This is a genomic window from Rhodococcus sp. MurmanLake-1 (assembly GCF_056945715.1).
This window is the reverse complement of the sequence record NZ_JBWZNF010000006.1, coordinates 300,327-314,972: the sequence shown is the minus strand read 5'-3', so window position 1 is coordinate 314,972 and position 14,646 is coordinate 300,327. Positions and strand designations below refer to the sequence as shown.

Here is a 14,646-nt window from a genome sequence, read left to right as displayed (position 1 = left end):
CGGCATGCGCTGGCTCATCGACAATTTCTCGACGGTCGTGGACTACTCGAAGACCCATCTGTATCTGGCGCTGCTGCCCTTGTTGATCGGTCTCCTGATTGCCGTTCCGGTCGGAACAGCGATCCGCAACGTCAGATGGCTGCGCCGAATCACGTTGACCCTGGCGAGCATTGCGTTCACGATTCCGTCGCTCGCGCTGTTCGTCACCATCCCCCAACTGTTCGGACTCAAGACCCTTGATCCGCTCAACGTCGTGATCGCACTGAGCGTCTATGCGACGGCACTGCTCATCCGGGCCGTGCCCGAAGCACTCGATTCGGTGCCGGACAACGTCATCGACGCTTCCACCGCCGTCGGGTTCACACCGCTACGACGCGCCCTGACGGTCGAGTTGCCGTTGGCACTGCCGGTGATGATCGCGAACATCAGAGTTATTGCCGTTACCAATATTTCGCTGGTTTCGGTCGGATCGCTGATCGGAATCGGCGGGCTGGGAGTTCTGTTCAAACAGGGCTACGACCGCGACTACCCGGACCAGATCGTTGCCGGCATCATCGCGATTGTCGTGCTGGCCCTGGCGCTCGACCTGATCCTGTATCTGATCGGCCGATTCCTGACCCCGTGGACCAGAACATCGACCTCGTCGAAGGTCCCCGCCGTCGTGGCTGCCGAGGGGGAACCCGTATGAGCATCTTCACCGGAGCCTGGGACTTCATCGTCGATCCCGGAAATTGGAGCGGCGACACCGGAATCGGCACCCGCATCCTCCAGCACCTCTGGTACAGCGTTCTGGCCGTGGCGCTTTCGGCTGTGATCGCGGTGCCCATCGGATTACTCATCGGCCATCTGCGTCGCGGTGAGATCGTGGTCGTCAGTCTGGTCAACGCACTGCGGTCACTGCCCACTCTCGGCCTGCTCACCTTCCTCGTTCTTCTCATGGGCCTGGGAGTGATGCCGCCGATTCTCGCCCTCGTCATCCTTGGTATTCCCCCACTACTCGCCGGCACGTACGCCGGAATTGCCAGCGTCGACCGCGGCGTCGTCGAGGCCGCGCGGGCGATGGGTATGACCGAACTCCAAGTGCTCTTCCGCGTCGAGATACCCAATGCGCTGCCATTGATTCTCGGCGGACTGCGTAACGCGACACTGCAGGTGATTGCCACGGCAACGGTCGCCGCCTACGTCAACCTCGGCGGCCTCGGCCGGTACATCTTCGACGGTCTCGCGCTCTACAAGTACGACCGAGTGGTCGTCGGCGCAATTCTGGTCGCGGTTGTGGCTCTGGTCGTGGACGGCTTACTGGCGCTGGTGGTCTGGGCATCGGTTCCCGGGACCGGCAGGCTGCGCCGAACACCCGACCTCACTCGTCTGTAGATCGGTACACACGAAAAGCCCCGATCGGAACCTTGTGTGCGGGTCCCGATCGGGGCTTTCGTAGTCCCTCTTAGCTGGTCACGCCCTCAGCATGCGCTGCGGCCGCGACGGCTTCCGCTACTGCGGGTGCCACGCGAGGGTCGAGTGGGCTGGGGACGATTTTGTCCGCCGCCAACTCGTCGCCGACCACCGACAGGATTGCCTCGGCGGCAGCGAGCTTCATACCTTCGGTGATGCGACGGGCGCCGGCGTCGAGCGCGCCCTTGAACACACCGGGGAAGGCGAGAACATTGTTGATCTGGTTCGGGAAATCACTGCGACCCGTAGCCACGATCGCCGCGTACTTCGACGCGGTTTCGGGGTGAATCTCCGGGTCCGGGTTGGAGAGCGCGAACACGATCGACTCGGGAGCCATCGAAGCGATGAGCTCCTCGGGGATCTTGCCCGCCGAGACACCGAGGAACACGTCGGCACCTTCGAGAGCCTCGATGGCACCACCGTGCAGGTCGCGGGGATTGGTGCGGGCCGCGAGTTCTGCCTTCACGTCGTTGAGGTCGCTGCGCTCGCCCGAGATGATGCCCTTCGAGTCCAGCACGATGACGTCGCTGATTCCGGCGGCGAGCAGGATGTTCGCGCAGGCAACACCCGCAGCACCGGCGCCGGAGATGACGACCTTGAGTGTGGTGATGTCGCGGCTCTGAACCTTCACGGCGCCCTTGAGGGCAGCGAGGACCACGATGGCGGTTCCGTGCTGATCGTCGTGCATGACGGGGCAGTCGAGGGCTTCGATGACGCGCTTCTCGATCTCGAAGCAACGCGGCGCCGAAATGTCCTCGAGGTTGACCGCGCCGAAGCTCGGGCGCAGACGGATGAGCGTCTCGACGATCTCGTCGGGATCCTTGGTGTCGAGAACCAGCGGAATGGAGTTCAGTCCGGCGAAGTTCTTGAACAGTGCCGACTTGCCCTCCATGACGGGCAGCGACGCGCGGGGGCCGATGTCGCCGAGTCCGAGAACCGCGGTGCCGTCGCTGACCACGACGACGAGTCGGTTGGTCCACGTGTATCGATCGGCGAGGGTTTCGTCTGCAGCGATGGCGCGGCTCACCTGAGCAACACCCGGCGTGTAGGCGATCGAGAGGGCCCGCTGCGTATCGAGCGGCGCGGTGGTCTCGACCGAGAGCTTGCCACCGACGTGAGCGGCAAAGATTTCTTCGTCGGTCAACTCGACCTTGGGTACGTTGATGGCTTCAGTCACGAGGGACACGATGACACTCCTGATTAGTCCAGCCTCAAGCGGGGCTGGGTTACTGGGAAGTAATCCTTCGGACCGCTGCGAAACTACGTTCACAACGGTCAGAGATCATTTCTTCCGCGAACGACTACTGAGAAGAAGAGCATTCGGCGTGCGCGAGAAAGTGGGCCGCAATACATCCGAAGCGTCATGGTGTGGGGCGGGTGAGCCCTGGCGTATCCATGCAATCTAGGTTTCGGGAGAAATTCTGACGAAACCTGCACTTCGGGGCCGGGCTGTGGCGCCGCCTCGAAGTAACTCCAGTTTGCCACCAGAGTCGGATCACAATCAAATCCTCCAAGCGGTCGGATTCCTCACCACACTCGAACCCGAGCCGTCATCCCCACCGTGTCATCCCCACCGTGTCATCCCACCCAGTCATCCCCACCGTGTCATCCCCACCGTGTCATCCCCACCCAGTCATCCCCACCACTGCGTCACCAACAACAGCCCCGCCACCACGAGCACGACCACCGATCCGGCAACCGCCGCGATACCCCGCCTGCGGTCGCACCAGATCTGCGCGGCCAAAGCAACCACCGAAGCCGCAATGTGCGCGGTGATCGACGTTGTTCCCGGACCCGGGAATCCGCGGTTGCCGCCCAGATATGCCGAACCGATGATCACGAGTGTCAAGACCACGATTCCGGCCGCCACGGTGCCGCTCAGGGCGCGTAGAGCGCGAACCAGCAGCCATTGTCGTTTGTCGGCGGGATAGTCGTAATCGTCTTCGTACTGATAATCCTGATAATCCTGGTACCGGTAGTCGTCCTCGTACCTGTCGTCGTATGTCATCTCTTACGCTCCCGCGACGAATCCGCGGACTGATTCCGCAATGAGTTGAACTGCGATGGCGGCGAGCAAAAGACCGGCGATGCGTGCCAGCAGGCTGATGCCACCCTCACCCAGTATCCGGATCAGTGCCGTCGAGAAGCGCAGGACCACGAACAGCACGAGGTGGATGGACAGAATCGCCAACGCGATCGCCAGATACGACGCCGCTTCACCATCGGCCTGGGCGACAAAGACGATGACAGCCGCAATTGCACCGGGACCGGCCATCATCGGCGTTCCCAGAGGAACGAGTGCGACGTTGACGTCGTCGGCTCCCTGCGGACGGTTGGAGGCCTTCCCGGTCAGCAGTTCGAGTGCGATGAGAAGCAGGAGTAATCCGCCTGCGCCCTGCAATGCCGGAATGCCGATATGGAGGTAGTTGAGGATCGCCTGACCGCCGATGGCAAAGACCGAGATGACCGCAAGGGAGACGGCGGGGGCCTGCCATGCCGCTCGGTTGCGATCTTCACGGCTTTTGCGGCCGACCAGTGACAAGAACACCGGGATGACTCCGGGCGGGTCCATGATCACGAACAGCGTGATGAACACGGTGAGGTAGAGCGTGGTGTCGAGCATCAGCGCCCAAGTACCTCCACGCCGGTGGCAGCCGAGACGAGTTTGTCGAACTCGGCCTCGTCCGTGAGCTCGTCGCCGAGTCCGATCGTCTTGTTCTCGCCGTGGTAGTCCGAGGATCCGGTGACCGCCAAGCCCAGGTCGACGGCCAGGCGGCGCAGGACGTCACGATCGTCGCTGCGATGGTCCGGGTGATCGACTTCGAGACCCCCGAGACCCAGATCGGCCAGATCACGGATGTGGTCGAGCGCAAGCAATCCGCCGCGCGAACGGGCACGTCCATGCGCAAGGACAGTTACTCCCCCGGCCGCTGCCACCAGTTCGACGGCGTACTCGAGCGGAGTGTCGTACTTGGGAACGTCGTATCGCCCTCGACTGGACAACAGGTCGGAGAAAGCCTCACTGATGCTCGACACCACTCCCGCCCGCATCAAGGCCGCTGCGACGTGCGGGCGTCCGACGGACGGACCGGCGTCAGCCAAGATCTGATCGGGATCGACGGGCAGACCGTCGCGCGCCATCATGGTCGTCATCACCCGGATACGTTCGACGCGTTCGGCGCGCAGTCGCTCACGTTCCTTGGCGAATTCGGGATGCGTCGGATCGAACAGGTACGCCAGAAGATGAACAGCGACCGGCCAGCCACGCTCACCTCGACCTTCGCACGACATCTCCATCCCACGAACCAGGCTGACGCCGGCCGGCAAGGCGTGCGCCGCCTCGGCCCAGCCCGAAGTCGTGTCGTGATCGGTGATGGCGACGACGTCGAGTCCGGCGTCGGCTGCGGCGCGCATGAGGGCAGCCGGGGTATCGGTGCCGTCCGATGCGTTGGAGTGGGTGTGAAGGTCTATTCGCACTGTTCCAGTGTGTCAGCAATCGGCAACTTCATCGCGCTCCGGTGGGCGAGCCGGAAGCTGACGTACGATTACGCCGCAGCGGCAGCGCAATTCGATCACGTGTCGCCGCAGTGCCGTTCCCCTGCACTACAGACCGAGAAGGAGCGAGCGTGCCAACCATGCCGTCACTGCCGAATTGGTCGAACGGCAAATCGACGCAAGCCGATGCGCCCAAGATCCCCGTTCCGGCAGCCCGCGCGATCGTCGACTGCGCGGTCTACGTGGACGGCGTGCGGTTGCCGGGCAAGTACACGCACCGCGCCGCGCTGGCCGAGGTCCGTAGTCGAGACAACGCGTTCGTCTGGGTGGGCATGCATGCACCCGACGAAGGCCAGATGCAAGATGTCGCAGCAACTTTCGGACTCCACGAGTTGATGGTCGAGGATGCCGTCCATGCACACGAGCGCCCGAAACTCGAACGCTACGACGACGTCATGTTCCTGGTGCTGCGCACGGTCGTCTACGTACCGCACGAGTCCGTCGCGACGGCGAGCGAGATCGTCGAAACCGGCGAGATCATGGTGTTCGTCGGCCCCGACTTCGTGGTGACCGTCCGTCACGGGGATCACTCCGAACTGGCAAGCGTGCGCAAGTCACTCGAGCAGAATCCCGAGCGCCTCGCCATGGGCCCGTTCGCGGTGTTGCACGCGATCACCGACCACGTCGTCGACAGCTATCTCTCCGTCATCCAACTCGTCGAGCAGGACGTCGACAGCATGGAAGAGTTGGTGTTCAACCCGCGGAACACCGTTGCCGTCGAGCATATCTACCTGCTCAAACGTGAAATCGTCGAACTACGACGCTCGGTCACTCCACTCGGATTGCCACTGCTCCAGCTGACCCAGCCCGCGGGCGGCCTCGTCCCGAAGGAGATCCGGCGATACTTCCGTGACGTAAGGGATCACCACACGATCGTGGCCGAACGTATCTCGGAATACGACGAGGTGTTGAGTTCTCTGGTCGATGCCGCACTCGCGAAGATCGCGGTGCAACAGAACACCGACATGCGCAAGATCTCGGCTTGGGTCGCTATCGCCGCCGTGCCGACGGGCGTTGCCGGTATCTACGGAATGAACTTCGAGAACATGCCGGAACTCGGTTACAAGTACGGCTATCAGTCCATCCTGTTCCTCATCGCGTCGGTGTGTGTCGGCTTGTTCTTTCTCTTCCGTCGCAACAACTGGCTGTGAACCTCGCACGCTGACTCCCTGTACTTGCCACCGTCGCAGGCGGACAATGGATATGGGTACGCATTTTCATTCCGTTCCCGAAATTCATTTTGCGACAAGCAAATTCAGATCCAGGAGAGATGGAGGAACAACCATGCCTACAGTCGAGCAGTCTGTAGAGATCGCGTTGCCACCCAAGGACGTCTGGGAGTACATCGCCGTCGCCGAGAACTGGCCCAACTGGGAGAATTCGATGGTCGAGTGCAAACAGATCACCGACGGCCCGATGGGCGTGGGAAGCCGTTGGCACGGCGTCTCGAGAATCCTGGGCAAGCGCCTCGAGTGGACATCCGAATTCACCGAGTACGACCCACCGAGATCGTCGAAATCGACGTCCGTCGAAAGTCCGGTCAGCTTCTCGCAGACCACGACCTGCGAAGAAGTCGGTGACGGCACTCGGGTCACCTACCGACTCGACAGCGAAAGCGGACTCGGCGGCGTATTCGGCAAGATGGCCGACCCGATCGTGACGAAAGCATTTTCACGGACCGTTCGGGTAAGTCTCGAGAACTTGGCGGACATCCTCGTGCACGCCGAATGATCTGACGGACAAAGCGCCGGCGCAGCTAGAGCGAGGCAGCGGAACGGTGCGGATCGCGAATGTCGATCCCCGCCTCGGTCCACGCTTCCCGCAGTGCCTCCGCGCCGCGTAGACGCACCCAGGCGGCTTCGGTACCGGTCAGGGGGACCACACCAAGGAAGCGCACCGGATCGAACGGTTCCGGCAGAGTCAGGTCTTCGATCCCGCTGTCACCGAGAAGCACCGCCGTGAACGCGGTGTCCTTCCACAGCGGCTCGCCGAGGTCCAACAGTGCGTCCTCGAGTAGCACGACCCCTTCGACGGACGGCGCCGCAGCCAGCACCGCGAGCGTCCTGGCCACACCCGACGCGACACCCGTGCCACCGCGCAGGGTGAGCACCAACTCGGCGCGAGGACCGCGTGTGGGGTCTGCGACCAGTTCGTTGGGGTCGCCCATCGGATGACGCGAGCACCCCAGTGTGACGTAGCGGACCAGGCCGTCGGGTGATTCGAAACGCAGCACGTCCAGCGGTTCGACACCGAGGAACGTCACTGAGGCCGCGGTGGGGTCCGGCCCCTCGATGCTGCTGACGAGATGGGCCCGGACGGAAGATACGACGCTGTCTGACACTCGTCCATCTAAACACCGTGCCCGCGAGGTTCGCAGCGCAGATACCTCGCGGTGGCGGTAGCGTCGTCGAAATGGTCTCCGTTCTCGCTGTCAGCGACGAGACCGTCGAATTCCTGTGGAGCAGTCAAGTTCGTTCACTCGGAGTCGACGTGATCCTCGGCGCGGGCGACCTGCCGTTTGCGTATCTGGAGTACCTGTCTGACCAACTGAATGCGCCGTGCGTGTTCGTTCCCGGAAACCACGACGTCGATCTGTCCGGATATTCGAACAAGAGATCCGGTTGGATGCGGGCAGGTATGCCGGCGCAGTGGCCCGGCCCGACCGGCGCAGTCAACGCCGACGGACGCATCGTGACCGTCGCCGGTCTGCGGATCGCGGGCCTCGGTGGTTCCATCCGATACAACACGGGCCCCAATCAGTGGTCCGAGCGCCAGCAGAGCCGACGCGCCCGCTCGCTCACCTGGCGAAACACCTGGCAATCGCGGCTTCCCGGCGGCCGGGCGGGCGTGGATGTGCTGCTCACCCACAGCCCCGCCCGCGGTGTCGGCGACGCCGAGGATCGGCCACATCGTGGGTTCGAATCCTTCACCCCCTTGATCCGCACCCTCGATCCGACGGTCATGATTCACGGACACATCCACCCGCACGGGCGAACGCCTCTCGATCTGGAGGTAGGCCGGACTATCGTGCTCAATACCGTCGGCTTCACGCTGATGGAGATTTCCCCAGGTACTCCGCCGACGATCGTGAGGCGCCGACATGGCTCGTGACACCGGATTTCCCACAGCCGACGCGGAAAACGACTTCGCTCGTCAGCGTCGACGCGCCGACGTTGCCCGTCTGGTCAGTTGGCTACGACGCGAACCGGACGACGTCAACGCGATCCTGCCGTTCGACGAGGTTGTCGCAGCTCTGGGCAAGGTTGGTGAGAAGTCTCTGGGTCTACAGGTCGTCACCATCGAATCGATAGTCGGAAGTGTCGACCGCACAGGTGATTTCGACAGGTACTTCCGTCCGACGTCCACTCATTCGCGCGCTCGTTGGGAGCGACTTGCGGTGGCGCAACGACGCGGCGAATCGGTGCCACCCGTTCAGTTGTACCGTGTCGGCTCCATGCATTTCGTGATCGACGGACACCACCGAGTGTCCATTGCGTGTGCGATGCACCAGAAGACAATCGACGCGTACGTCACCGAGATCATCACGCGCATCTCGCCGGAAGGCATCACTCAGCGCGCCGATCTGCTCATCAAGGACCATCGCCGACTCTTCCTCACTCGCGTTCCGCTGCAGGGCTCGCAACGCGAAGCCGTTCAGGTCACCGACCCGTGGGAGTACGCCGAACTCAGTGAGTGCGTGGAGGCGTGGGGTTTTCGGCTCATGCAGGAAAAGGGTGAGTTCCTCGGCCGAGACACGGTCGCCCGGCGCTGGTTCGGCGAGGAATTTCTCCCCGTCGTGCGAATGCTGAGGGGCGCCGACATGTTGCCCGAGCACACCGACGCCGAGGCGTACTTGTGGATCGCCCGGGAGCGGTACCGACTGGTGCGGCGGCACATGTGGAATGACGAGATCGTGGCCGAACTACGCGATCGAGCACCGCGAAAGCACAAGCCTGCTACGTAGCGACAGCGAACCGCACCTCTCGGGTCGGGATCTTCGGGTGCATGAACTTCAGCAACGAACGCGCTTCTTTCTCGATGGACGCGAGCGCGGTCTTCGGTTGCTGCGCAAACAGAGTCGCGCTCAACTCAACCGTCTCCTTGGCCGGCGTCACCGTCGCGAATCCCACCACCTTTCCGCGCACCAGGATGGCGGGCTTGATGATGCCGTTGACGGTGAAGACGCGAGTTCGATACTGCTCGTCCATGATTCGCGAGCGGTCGGCGTGCGAGAGCAGGATGTTGTCGAACGGAGCAAGGATTCTGACCGGCGGTGTTCCGGAGGTCGGTCGTGGCGCGTCCGGCAGGTCGAACACCTCGGCCCCTTTCGCGTTGACAAAGGTGATCAGGCCGGGACGTAGCCTCTCGAAGACTTCGGCGAGTCTCGTGAGCCCCGACCATGCTTGCGCATCCTTCACGCTCGCGGGCCCGAAGGCAGCCAGATAGCGCAGCACCATCGCGTCGGGATCTGCAGATGAACTCACCTCTGCGCCAAGCCAATTCTCCAAGGTCGTCAGTGCCGGCGCTCCGGATCGTCCCCACAGACCTCGCGGTGGCACCTGCACCATCGGCAGAAGCCCTCGAACTCCGTGCGCCAGTCCCTCGGCCGCGTGGCCGGGAAAGCGCTCTGCCAGTATCGGTCTCATCTGCATCTGAGTAAGCGGCCCGTCCGCTACCAGGTCACGCCCCGCCTGCGCCAGCGCGTCGAGATCCAACCCGGTGAGCGCCGCACGCTGAGTGCTGTTGGTGTGGAGGTCGCGTTCCATGATCGTCTGAACCGTGGCACGGAAGGGACCCGCATCGGCGGCCGAGAGGGCAAAGACCGTGCCCCGCATGGCAACCAGCCGCACCACCTGGCGCTTCTCGACAAGGGTGGAGAGGTCTTCTGCCGCAAAGTTCTTCAGCCGCGCCCACAGTGCCAGGTAGGGCGGATTCGGCGCCTGGGCCTGCAGACCTGCCAGGTGCTCGATCGCATCCAACGCGCTGACCTCGGCCCGCCGCAGCAGGAACTGCCGCGCCAGAGTCGCCAGGTTGAGCTCGCGATCGGTGATCAGTGCAGCCATCGACAACTCCTCAACGATCGTGGTCAGGGGCGGTGACGATCTCGAACTGTATCTCGACTCGCGCGAGGGTTCCGGACTCTTCACCCGGTCCGACCGAGAACGAGCCACCAGCGGCAACCACACGCAGTTCGTGCGAGAGCAGTCCGATGTGCCCGGCGGCCCGTCGTTGGGCAATCCGATCGGCGCTGATCCCCCGACCGTCGTCCGAGACCACGAGCACCGCACGGTGGTCCAGTCGTGCAAGCTCGATCCGGACGTTCTGCGCGCCGGCATGTTTGACGACGTTGCCCAGAAGCTCTCGGGTGGCGCCGAACAAGACCTCGTCCGCGGACGTGCGTAAATCGTCGTTCCAGCCCGAAGTGTCGACGTCGACCACCACTCCGCCGCGTCCCTGCGCCGAGCGCGCGAGGTCCCCGATCGCGCGGGCAAGGCCAACGTGGACGAGAACTGTGGGATGCAGTTCCGAGACGGACGATCTCAGCAGCGTTGTCGCTTCACCGAGCGCTTTCCCGGCTCGCGCCAACGCGACGGGTTCCGCACTGCCTGCCAATTCGTCGAGATCCATCCGCGCCGCGAGAACGTACTGGAGCGCCCCGTCGTGCAATTGCTCGGACAGTTCTGTGCGCTCACGCTGCTCGAGCCCCATGAGTTCGGCCAGAAGACTCGTGCGGTGACCGACGAGTTGTCCGATGGTCAACACTCGTGACCTTTGAATCCGAGTCAATCCGATTGCGCCCGCACCCACCCCAGCCAAGGCCATGGTACTCAGCAGGATCGACGGCCACGGCTCGGAATTCGAAGTCATCGTTGCCCAACTGGAAGCAAAAAACACACCGATCGTGCAGGCAACGACGCCGACACACACGTCCGTCCGCAGTTGCGTACACGCAAGAACCGGAATGACGAAAAGCCCGTTGCTCAAGATATCGGCGGTCCAACTCTGCTCGGCTGCGAGACCGGTCAGCAATGTCAGAGTTGCGAGCACGGCGAGGTCGACGAACAAGCCGAGCCAGATCATCGTCACCGGTCCGGTGCCGCCCTTGCGGATCCACAGCGCCACGGCTGCCGACCAGAGGGCATAGGCGCCCAGAATCGCGAAACACCATCCCGCGTCGTTCATCGGCGGGACGAAGATCAGTGTCAGGGCGATGAACAGCACCAGAGCGCCGCGCACCGTCAGTTGGAGGTACGCACCGCGGTAGGCGTGTTCGCGCATGATCCGTTCGAGGTCCGGGCCGCCGGGCAGGTGCTCGGTTCGTACCGAGGATTCGTTCATCTGTCCTCCTGTGCCGCCCATCCCAGTTCCCTGTGAATGAGCTTCGCACACGAGATTTCACAATCAACCCGCAATACCGTGAATGGCACAGCATTCACCGAACCTCGAAACCACGCAGGAGTGCTCATGATCTCGACCCGAGCAAGCAAGCGCCGCATCGCCACTCGATTTGCCGTCGCCGGCGCCCTGGCAGCGGCGCCGATCGCCGTGGTCGCCGGGACAGCGCAAGCCGCCCCGGCCTCCACCCATCACGAACAATTCGGCCGCCTGGTCCCCCTACCCGAGCCGGCCGACGCAGCGCCCGGCCCCGAACAGGTACCGCTCCCCTGGGGCGCGACGTATTCGGTCACCTTGCCCGGGTAACGGTCACAGCAGCAGATTGGCTCCCGTACCGCCGTCGAACACTGCGATCTTGGCGGGATCGAACCACAGATCGATAGACCTGCCCTGGGCCACGGTGGACTCGGACGAGAGCCTGGCAACCAGTTGACCGCCACCAGCGACGGCCGTTCCCGAATCGGCGGCGAGTTCCTCGAGTTCACGAGAATTGACGGCGGGGCCACCAGCGAGGAAATACGCGTACTTGTCGGAACCCATCGATTCCAGCACGTCGACGTCGACGGTGAACGTCCCACCGTGCGGCTTCTGCGCTGCATCGACCAGCGCCACGTCCTCGAAATGTTCCGGCCTGATACCGACCACGACGTCCTTGCCCGAGCCGCTGCCCGAGATCTTCGACTGCGCCGCCGCGGGCAGGCGAACATCGCCGATCGGCGTGCTGACGCCGTCCGCCGTCAACTGTCCGGGGAAGAAGTTCATGGACGGGGACCCGATGAATCCCGCCACGAACAGATTGTTCGGACGATCGTAGAGTTCCTGCGGCGCACCGATCTGTTGCACGATTCCGCCGCGCAGCACGACTACCCGATCGCCGAGCGTCATCGCCTCGGTCTGGTCGTGGGTCACGTAAATCGTTGTCGTACCGAGTCGCTGCTGCAGACGGGCGATCTCCGTCCTCATCTGCACGCGCAGTTTGGCGTCCAGGTTGGAAAGCGGCTCGTCCATGAGAAACGCCTTCGGGCTGCGCACGATTGCGCGTCCCATCGCGACACGCTGACGCTGACCGCCCGACAGGTTCGCCGGTTTGCGATCGAGATGCTGGGTGAGGTCGAGCACCCGCGCCGCGTCGTCGACCTTGGCGTTGATCTCGTCCTTGGACATCTTCGCCAATGTCAGTGGGAACGCGATGTTCTGGCGCACCGTCATGTGCGGATACAGAGCATACGACTGGAACACCATCGCGATGTCGCGGTCCTTGGGGGCGCGTTCGTTGACGCGTTCACCCGCAATCCTCAGCTCGCCGGTCGAAATGTCTTCCAGCCCGGCAATCATGTTGAGAGTCGTGGATTTTCCACAACCGGAGGGGCCCACGAGAATGATGAATTCTCCGTCGGCGATGGTGATGTCGACATCACTGACCGCCTTGGCTCCGTCCGGGTACAGCTTGGTCACCTTGTCCAGCACGATCTCGGCCACAGGCTTATCCCTTCACTGCGCCGGAAGTAAGCCCGGCCACGATACGACGTTGGAAGAACAGAACAAAGATGATGATCGGAATGGTGATGACCATGGCGGCCGCGGCGATCGACCCGGTGGGCTCCTCGAATTGTGAAGCGCCGGTGAAGTTCGCGATGGCCGCAGGGGCGGTGATGGAGCGTTCGGTCGACGTCAACGAGATCGCGAACAACAGATCGTTCCAGCAGAAGATGAAAACCAAGATGCCCGCAGTGACGATACCGGGCGCGGCCAGTGGAGCCACCACCTTCCGGAACGCCTGACCCGGCGTCGCGCCGTCCATCTGAGCCGCCTTCTCGAGTTCCCACGGAATCTCTTTGAAGAACGCCGAGAGCGTGTAGATCGCCAACGGCAACGCAAAGGTGATGTACGGCAGGATGAGTCCGGCCCAGGTGTCGAAGAGTCCGAGCCGTCGTTCGATGTCGAACAGCGGGCTCACCAATGAAATCTGCGGGAACATCGCGATCAGCAGTGCAACACCCACCAGCAGCTTCTTGCCCGGAAAATCCAGGCGCGCAATGGCGTACGCCGCCATGGTCCCGATCACCACGGCGATGACCGTCGAGATGAGTCCGATACCGATGGAGTTGATCAGAGCACTGGTGAAGGCGCTGGTGTCGAAGATTCCTCGGTAGTTGTCCAGGGTCCACTTCTCCGGAATGAACTTGCCGTCCTTGATCGTTCCGGCCGGTTTGAAGGACAGGCTGGCGATCCACAGGACGGGAACCAGCGCGTACAGCAAGACCAGAAGGTTGACGACGGACCAGCTGATCTTGAGTCTGGGAGTCACGGTCATGTCAGCGTCCTTCCGTATCGGATCCGGGAGCCGAAGCACCGAAAAGTTTGATGAAGATGAACGCGATCACGGCCACACACACGAAGATCAGCACGCTGATCGCGGATCCGATGCCCAGGTTGAACGCTTTGAACAGATTGTCGTAACCCAGAATCGACACCGACCCGGTGTCGTTCGCTCCCTTCGTCAGCACGTAGATGTTGTCGAAGATGCGGAACGCGTCGAGTGTGCGGAACAGCAGAGCGACGAGGATGGCGGGCTTCATCAGCGGAAGGATGATGCGTACCAACCGGGTCCACGCGCCAGCGCCGTCCACCTGAGCCGCCTTGAGAAGGTCATCGGGCACGAGCGCCAAGCCGGCCAGCAGGAGCAGCGCCATGAACGGCGTCGTCTTCCAGACCTCGGCAAGGACGATGATCGCGAGCGACGGGATCTGGTCGGTGAGCGGCGCACTGCCGTCGGGCAGGAGATTGGCGAGGTAGCCGGTCCCCGGCGTCCACGCGTAGTACCAGCTGTATGCCGCCGCGACGGTGACGATGCCGTACGGGATGAGCACAACGGTGCGGACGAGCCCCTTGCCCACGATCGTTCGGTGCATCACCAGTGCGATGGTCAGTCCGAGAACGAACTCGATGACGACCGAGACGACAGTGATCGACGTCGTCACCGCGAACGCTTGCCACCAGTAACCGTCGGTCAGCACCGACACGTAGTTGTCGAACCACACGAACTTTCGTTGATCCGGGAAGCGCAGGTCGTAGCGCTGCAAACTCAGCCAAACGGCGTAGACCACCGGATATGCGGTCACCGCGATCATGAGAATCGCGGCCGGGGCCACCAGCCAGAGACCGAGGCGACGCTCGGCCGCCTTTCCGTCCGACATCTTCGACTTCGCGGAGTGCTTCGGCTCCGGCGAGGGCGTCGCGACT

Annotated in this window: 17 protein-coding genes; 7 read left to right on the top strand and 10 right to left on the bottom strand. The window is 63.0% G+C overall.

The window, feature by feature from the left end:
* The first annotated feature begins 4 nt into the window (after positions 1-4).
* Both AC2ETI_RS19345 and AC2ETI_RS19340 read left to right on the top strand, forming a co-directional pair.
* On the top strand, positions 5-688 hold the full coding sequence (locus AC2ETI_RS19345) for an ABC transporter permease (RefSeq protein WP_019749338.1): 684 nt from the start codon (positions 5-7) through the stop codon (positions 686-688).
* Positions 685-1,374: an ABC transporter permease gene (locus AC2ETI_RS19340; RefSeq protein ID WP_003945081.1), complete on the top strand. Its 690-nt coding sequence runs from the start codon at positions 685-687 to the stop codon at positions 1,372-1,374. Before AC2ETI_RS19345 ends, AC2ETI_RS19340 begins: the two co-directional genes overlap by 4 nt.
* Before the next feature lie 70 nt (positions 1,375-1,444).
* Here the strand turns inward: AC2ETI_RS19340 and AC2ETI_RS19335 are convergent, their stop codons facing one another.
* The 4 genes from AC2ETI_RS19335 to AC2ETI_RS19320 form a co-directional block, all read right to left on the bottom strand.
* Positions 1,445-2,638: an NAD(P)-dependent malic enzyme gene (locus AC2ETI_RS19335; protein WP_003945072.1), complete on the bottom strand. Its 1,194-nt coding sequence runs from the start codon at positions 2,636-2,638 to the stop codon at positions 1,445-1,447.
* A 447-nt stretch (positions 2,639-3,085) separates the two neighbouring features.
* The gene (locus tag AC2ETI_RS19330) at positions 3,086-3,460 is read right to left on the bottom strand and encodes a hypothetical protein (RefSeq protein WP_020908450.1); all 375 of its coding nucleotides are present in this window, start codon (positions 3,458-3,460) and stop codon (positions 3,086-3,088) included.
* A 3-nt stretch (positions 3,461-3,463) separates the two neighbouring features.
* Complete coding sequence (locus tag AC2ETI_RS19325) at positions 3,464-4,078, bottom strand: MarC family protein (protein ID WP_164490628.1); 615 nt, start codon at positions 4,076-4,078, stop codon at positions 3,464-3,466.
* On the bottom strand, positions 4,075-4,929 hold the full coding sequence (locus AC2ETI_RS19320) for a PHP domain-containing protein (RefSeq protein ID WP_020908451.1): 855 nt from the start codon (positions 4,927-4,929) through the stop codon (positions 4,075-4,077). The genes AC2ETI_RS19325 and AC2ETI_RS19320 overlap by 4 nt, the downstream gene beginning before the upstream one ends.
* Positions 4,930-5,087: 158 nt before the next feature.
* Here AC2ETI_RS19320 and AC2ETI_RS19315 point away from each other — a divergent pair, with 158 nt between their 5' ends.
* Positions 5,088-6,158 carry a magnesium and cobalt transport protein CorA gene (locus AC2ETI_RS19315; RefSeq protein ID WP_019749341.1) on the top strand — a complete coding sequence of 357 codons (1,071 nt, stop codon included), beginning with the start codon at positions 5,088-5,090 and terminating at the stop codon, positions 6,156-6,158.
* A 133-nt stretch (positions 6,159-6,291) separates the two neighbouring features.
* The gene (locus AC2ETI_RS19310) at positions 6,292-6,738 is read left to right on the top strand and encodes an SRPBCC family protein (protein ID WP_007736117.1); all 447 of its coding nucleotides are present in this window, start codon (positions 6,292-6,294) and stop codon (positions 6,736-6,738) included.
* 25 nt (positions 6,739-6,763) lie between these two features.
* Here AC2ETI_RS19310 and AC2ETI_RS19305 read toward each other — a convergent pair whose 3' ends face one another.
* Positions 6,764-7,348: a suppressor of fused domain protein gene (locus AC2ETI_RS19305; RefSeq protein ID WP_007736116.1), complete on the bottom strand. Its 585-nt coding sequence runs from the start codon at positions 7,346-7,348 to the stop codon at positions 6,764-6,766.
* Between the two features lie 71 nt (positions 7,349-7,419).
* Between AC2ETI_RS19305 and AC2ETI_RS19300 the strand changes: the two genes are divergently transcribed.
* Both AC2ETI_RS19300 and AC2ETI_RS19295 read left to right on the top strand, forming a co-directional pair.
* Positions 7,420-8,118: a metallophosphoesterase family protein gene (locus AC2ETI_RS19300; protein ID WP_483634282.1), complete on the top strand. Its 699-nt coding sequence runs from the start codon at positions 7,420-7,422 to the stop codon at positions 8,116-8,118.
* Positions 8,108-8,971, top strand: a complete 864-nt coding sequence (locus AC2ETI_RS19295; RefSeq protein WP_003945080.1) for a hypothetical protein — start codon at positions 8,108-8,110, stop codon at positions 8,969-8,971. The genes AC2ETI_RS19300 and AC2ETI_RS19295 overlap by 11 nt, the downstream gene beginning before the upstream one ends.
* On the opposite strand, the gene AC2ETI_RS19290 is transcribed toward AC2ETI_RS19295, so the two are convergent.
* Both AC2ETI_RS19290 and AC2ETI_RS19285 read right to left on the bottom strand, forming a co-directional pair.
* Positions 8,964-10,070 (bottom strand): winged helix DNA-binding domain-containing protein, encoded by a 1,107-nt coding sequence (locus AC2ETI_RS19290; protein ID WP_483634265.1) that lies wholly within the window; start codon positions 10,068-10,070, stop codon positions 8,964-8,966. The genes AC2ETI_RS19295 and AC2ETI_RS19290 overlap by 8 nt on opposite strands.
* A gap of 10 nt (positions 10,071-10,080) precedes the next feature.
* Positions 10,081-11,346, bottom strand: coding sequence for a sensor histidine kinase (locus AC2ETI_RS19285; RefSeq protein ID WP_438472205.1), 1,266 nt, complete (start codon positions 11,344-11,346; stop codon positions 10,081-10,083).
* A gap of 126 nt (positions 11,347-11,472) precedes the next feature.
* Here AC2ETI_RS19285 and AC2ETI_RS19280 point away from each other — a divergent pair, with 126 nt between their 5' ends.
* Positions 11,473-11,709 (top strand): hypothetical protein, encoded by a 237-nt coding sequence (locus AC2ETI_RS19280; RefSeq protein WP_007736112.1) that lies wholly within the window; start codon positions 11,473-11,475, stop codon positions 11,707-11,709.
* 3 nt (positions 11,710-11,712) lie between these two features.
* Here AC2ETI_RS19280 and AC2ETI_RS19275 read toward each other — a convergent pair whose 3' ends face one another.
* Genes AC2ETI_RS19275 through AC2ETI_RS19265 form a run of 3 tightly spaced genes read right to left on the bottom strand, consistent with a single transcriptional unit; the run spans position 11,713 to position 14,600 of the window.
* Entirely contained in the window at positions 11,713-12,882 is a 1,170-nt protein-coding gene (locus AC2ETI_RS19275; RefSeq protein WP_019749347.1) for an ABC transporter ATP-binding protein, read from the bottom strand.
* 4 nt (positions 12,883-12,886) lie between these two features.
* Positions 12,887-13,717 carry a carbohydrate ABC transporter permease gene (locus AC2ETI_RS19270; protein ID WP_019749348.1) on the bottom strand — a complete coding sequence of 277 codons (831 nt, stop codon included), beginning with the start codon at positions 13,715-13,717 and terminating at the stop codon, positions 12,887-12,889.
* Position 13,718: 1 nt separating this feature from the next.
* On the bottom strand, positions 13,719-14,600 hold the full coding sequence (locus AC2ETI_RS19265) for a carbohydrate ABC transporter permease (RefSeq protein ID WP_044480569.1): 882 nt from the start codon (positions 14,598-14,600) through the stop codon (positions 13,719-13,721).
* Between the last annotated feature and the right edge of the window lie 46 nt (positions 14,601-14,646).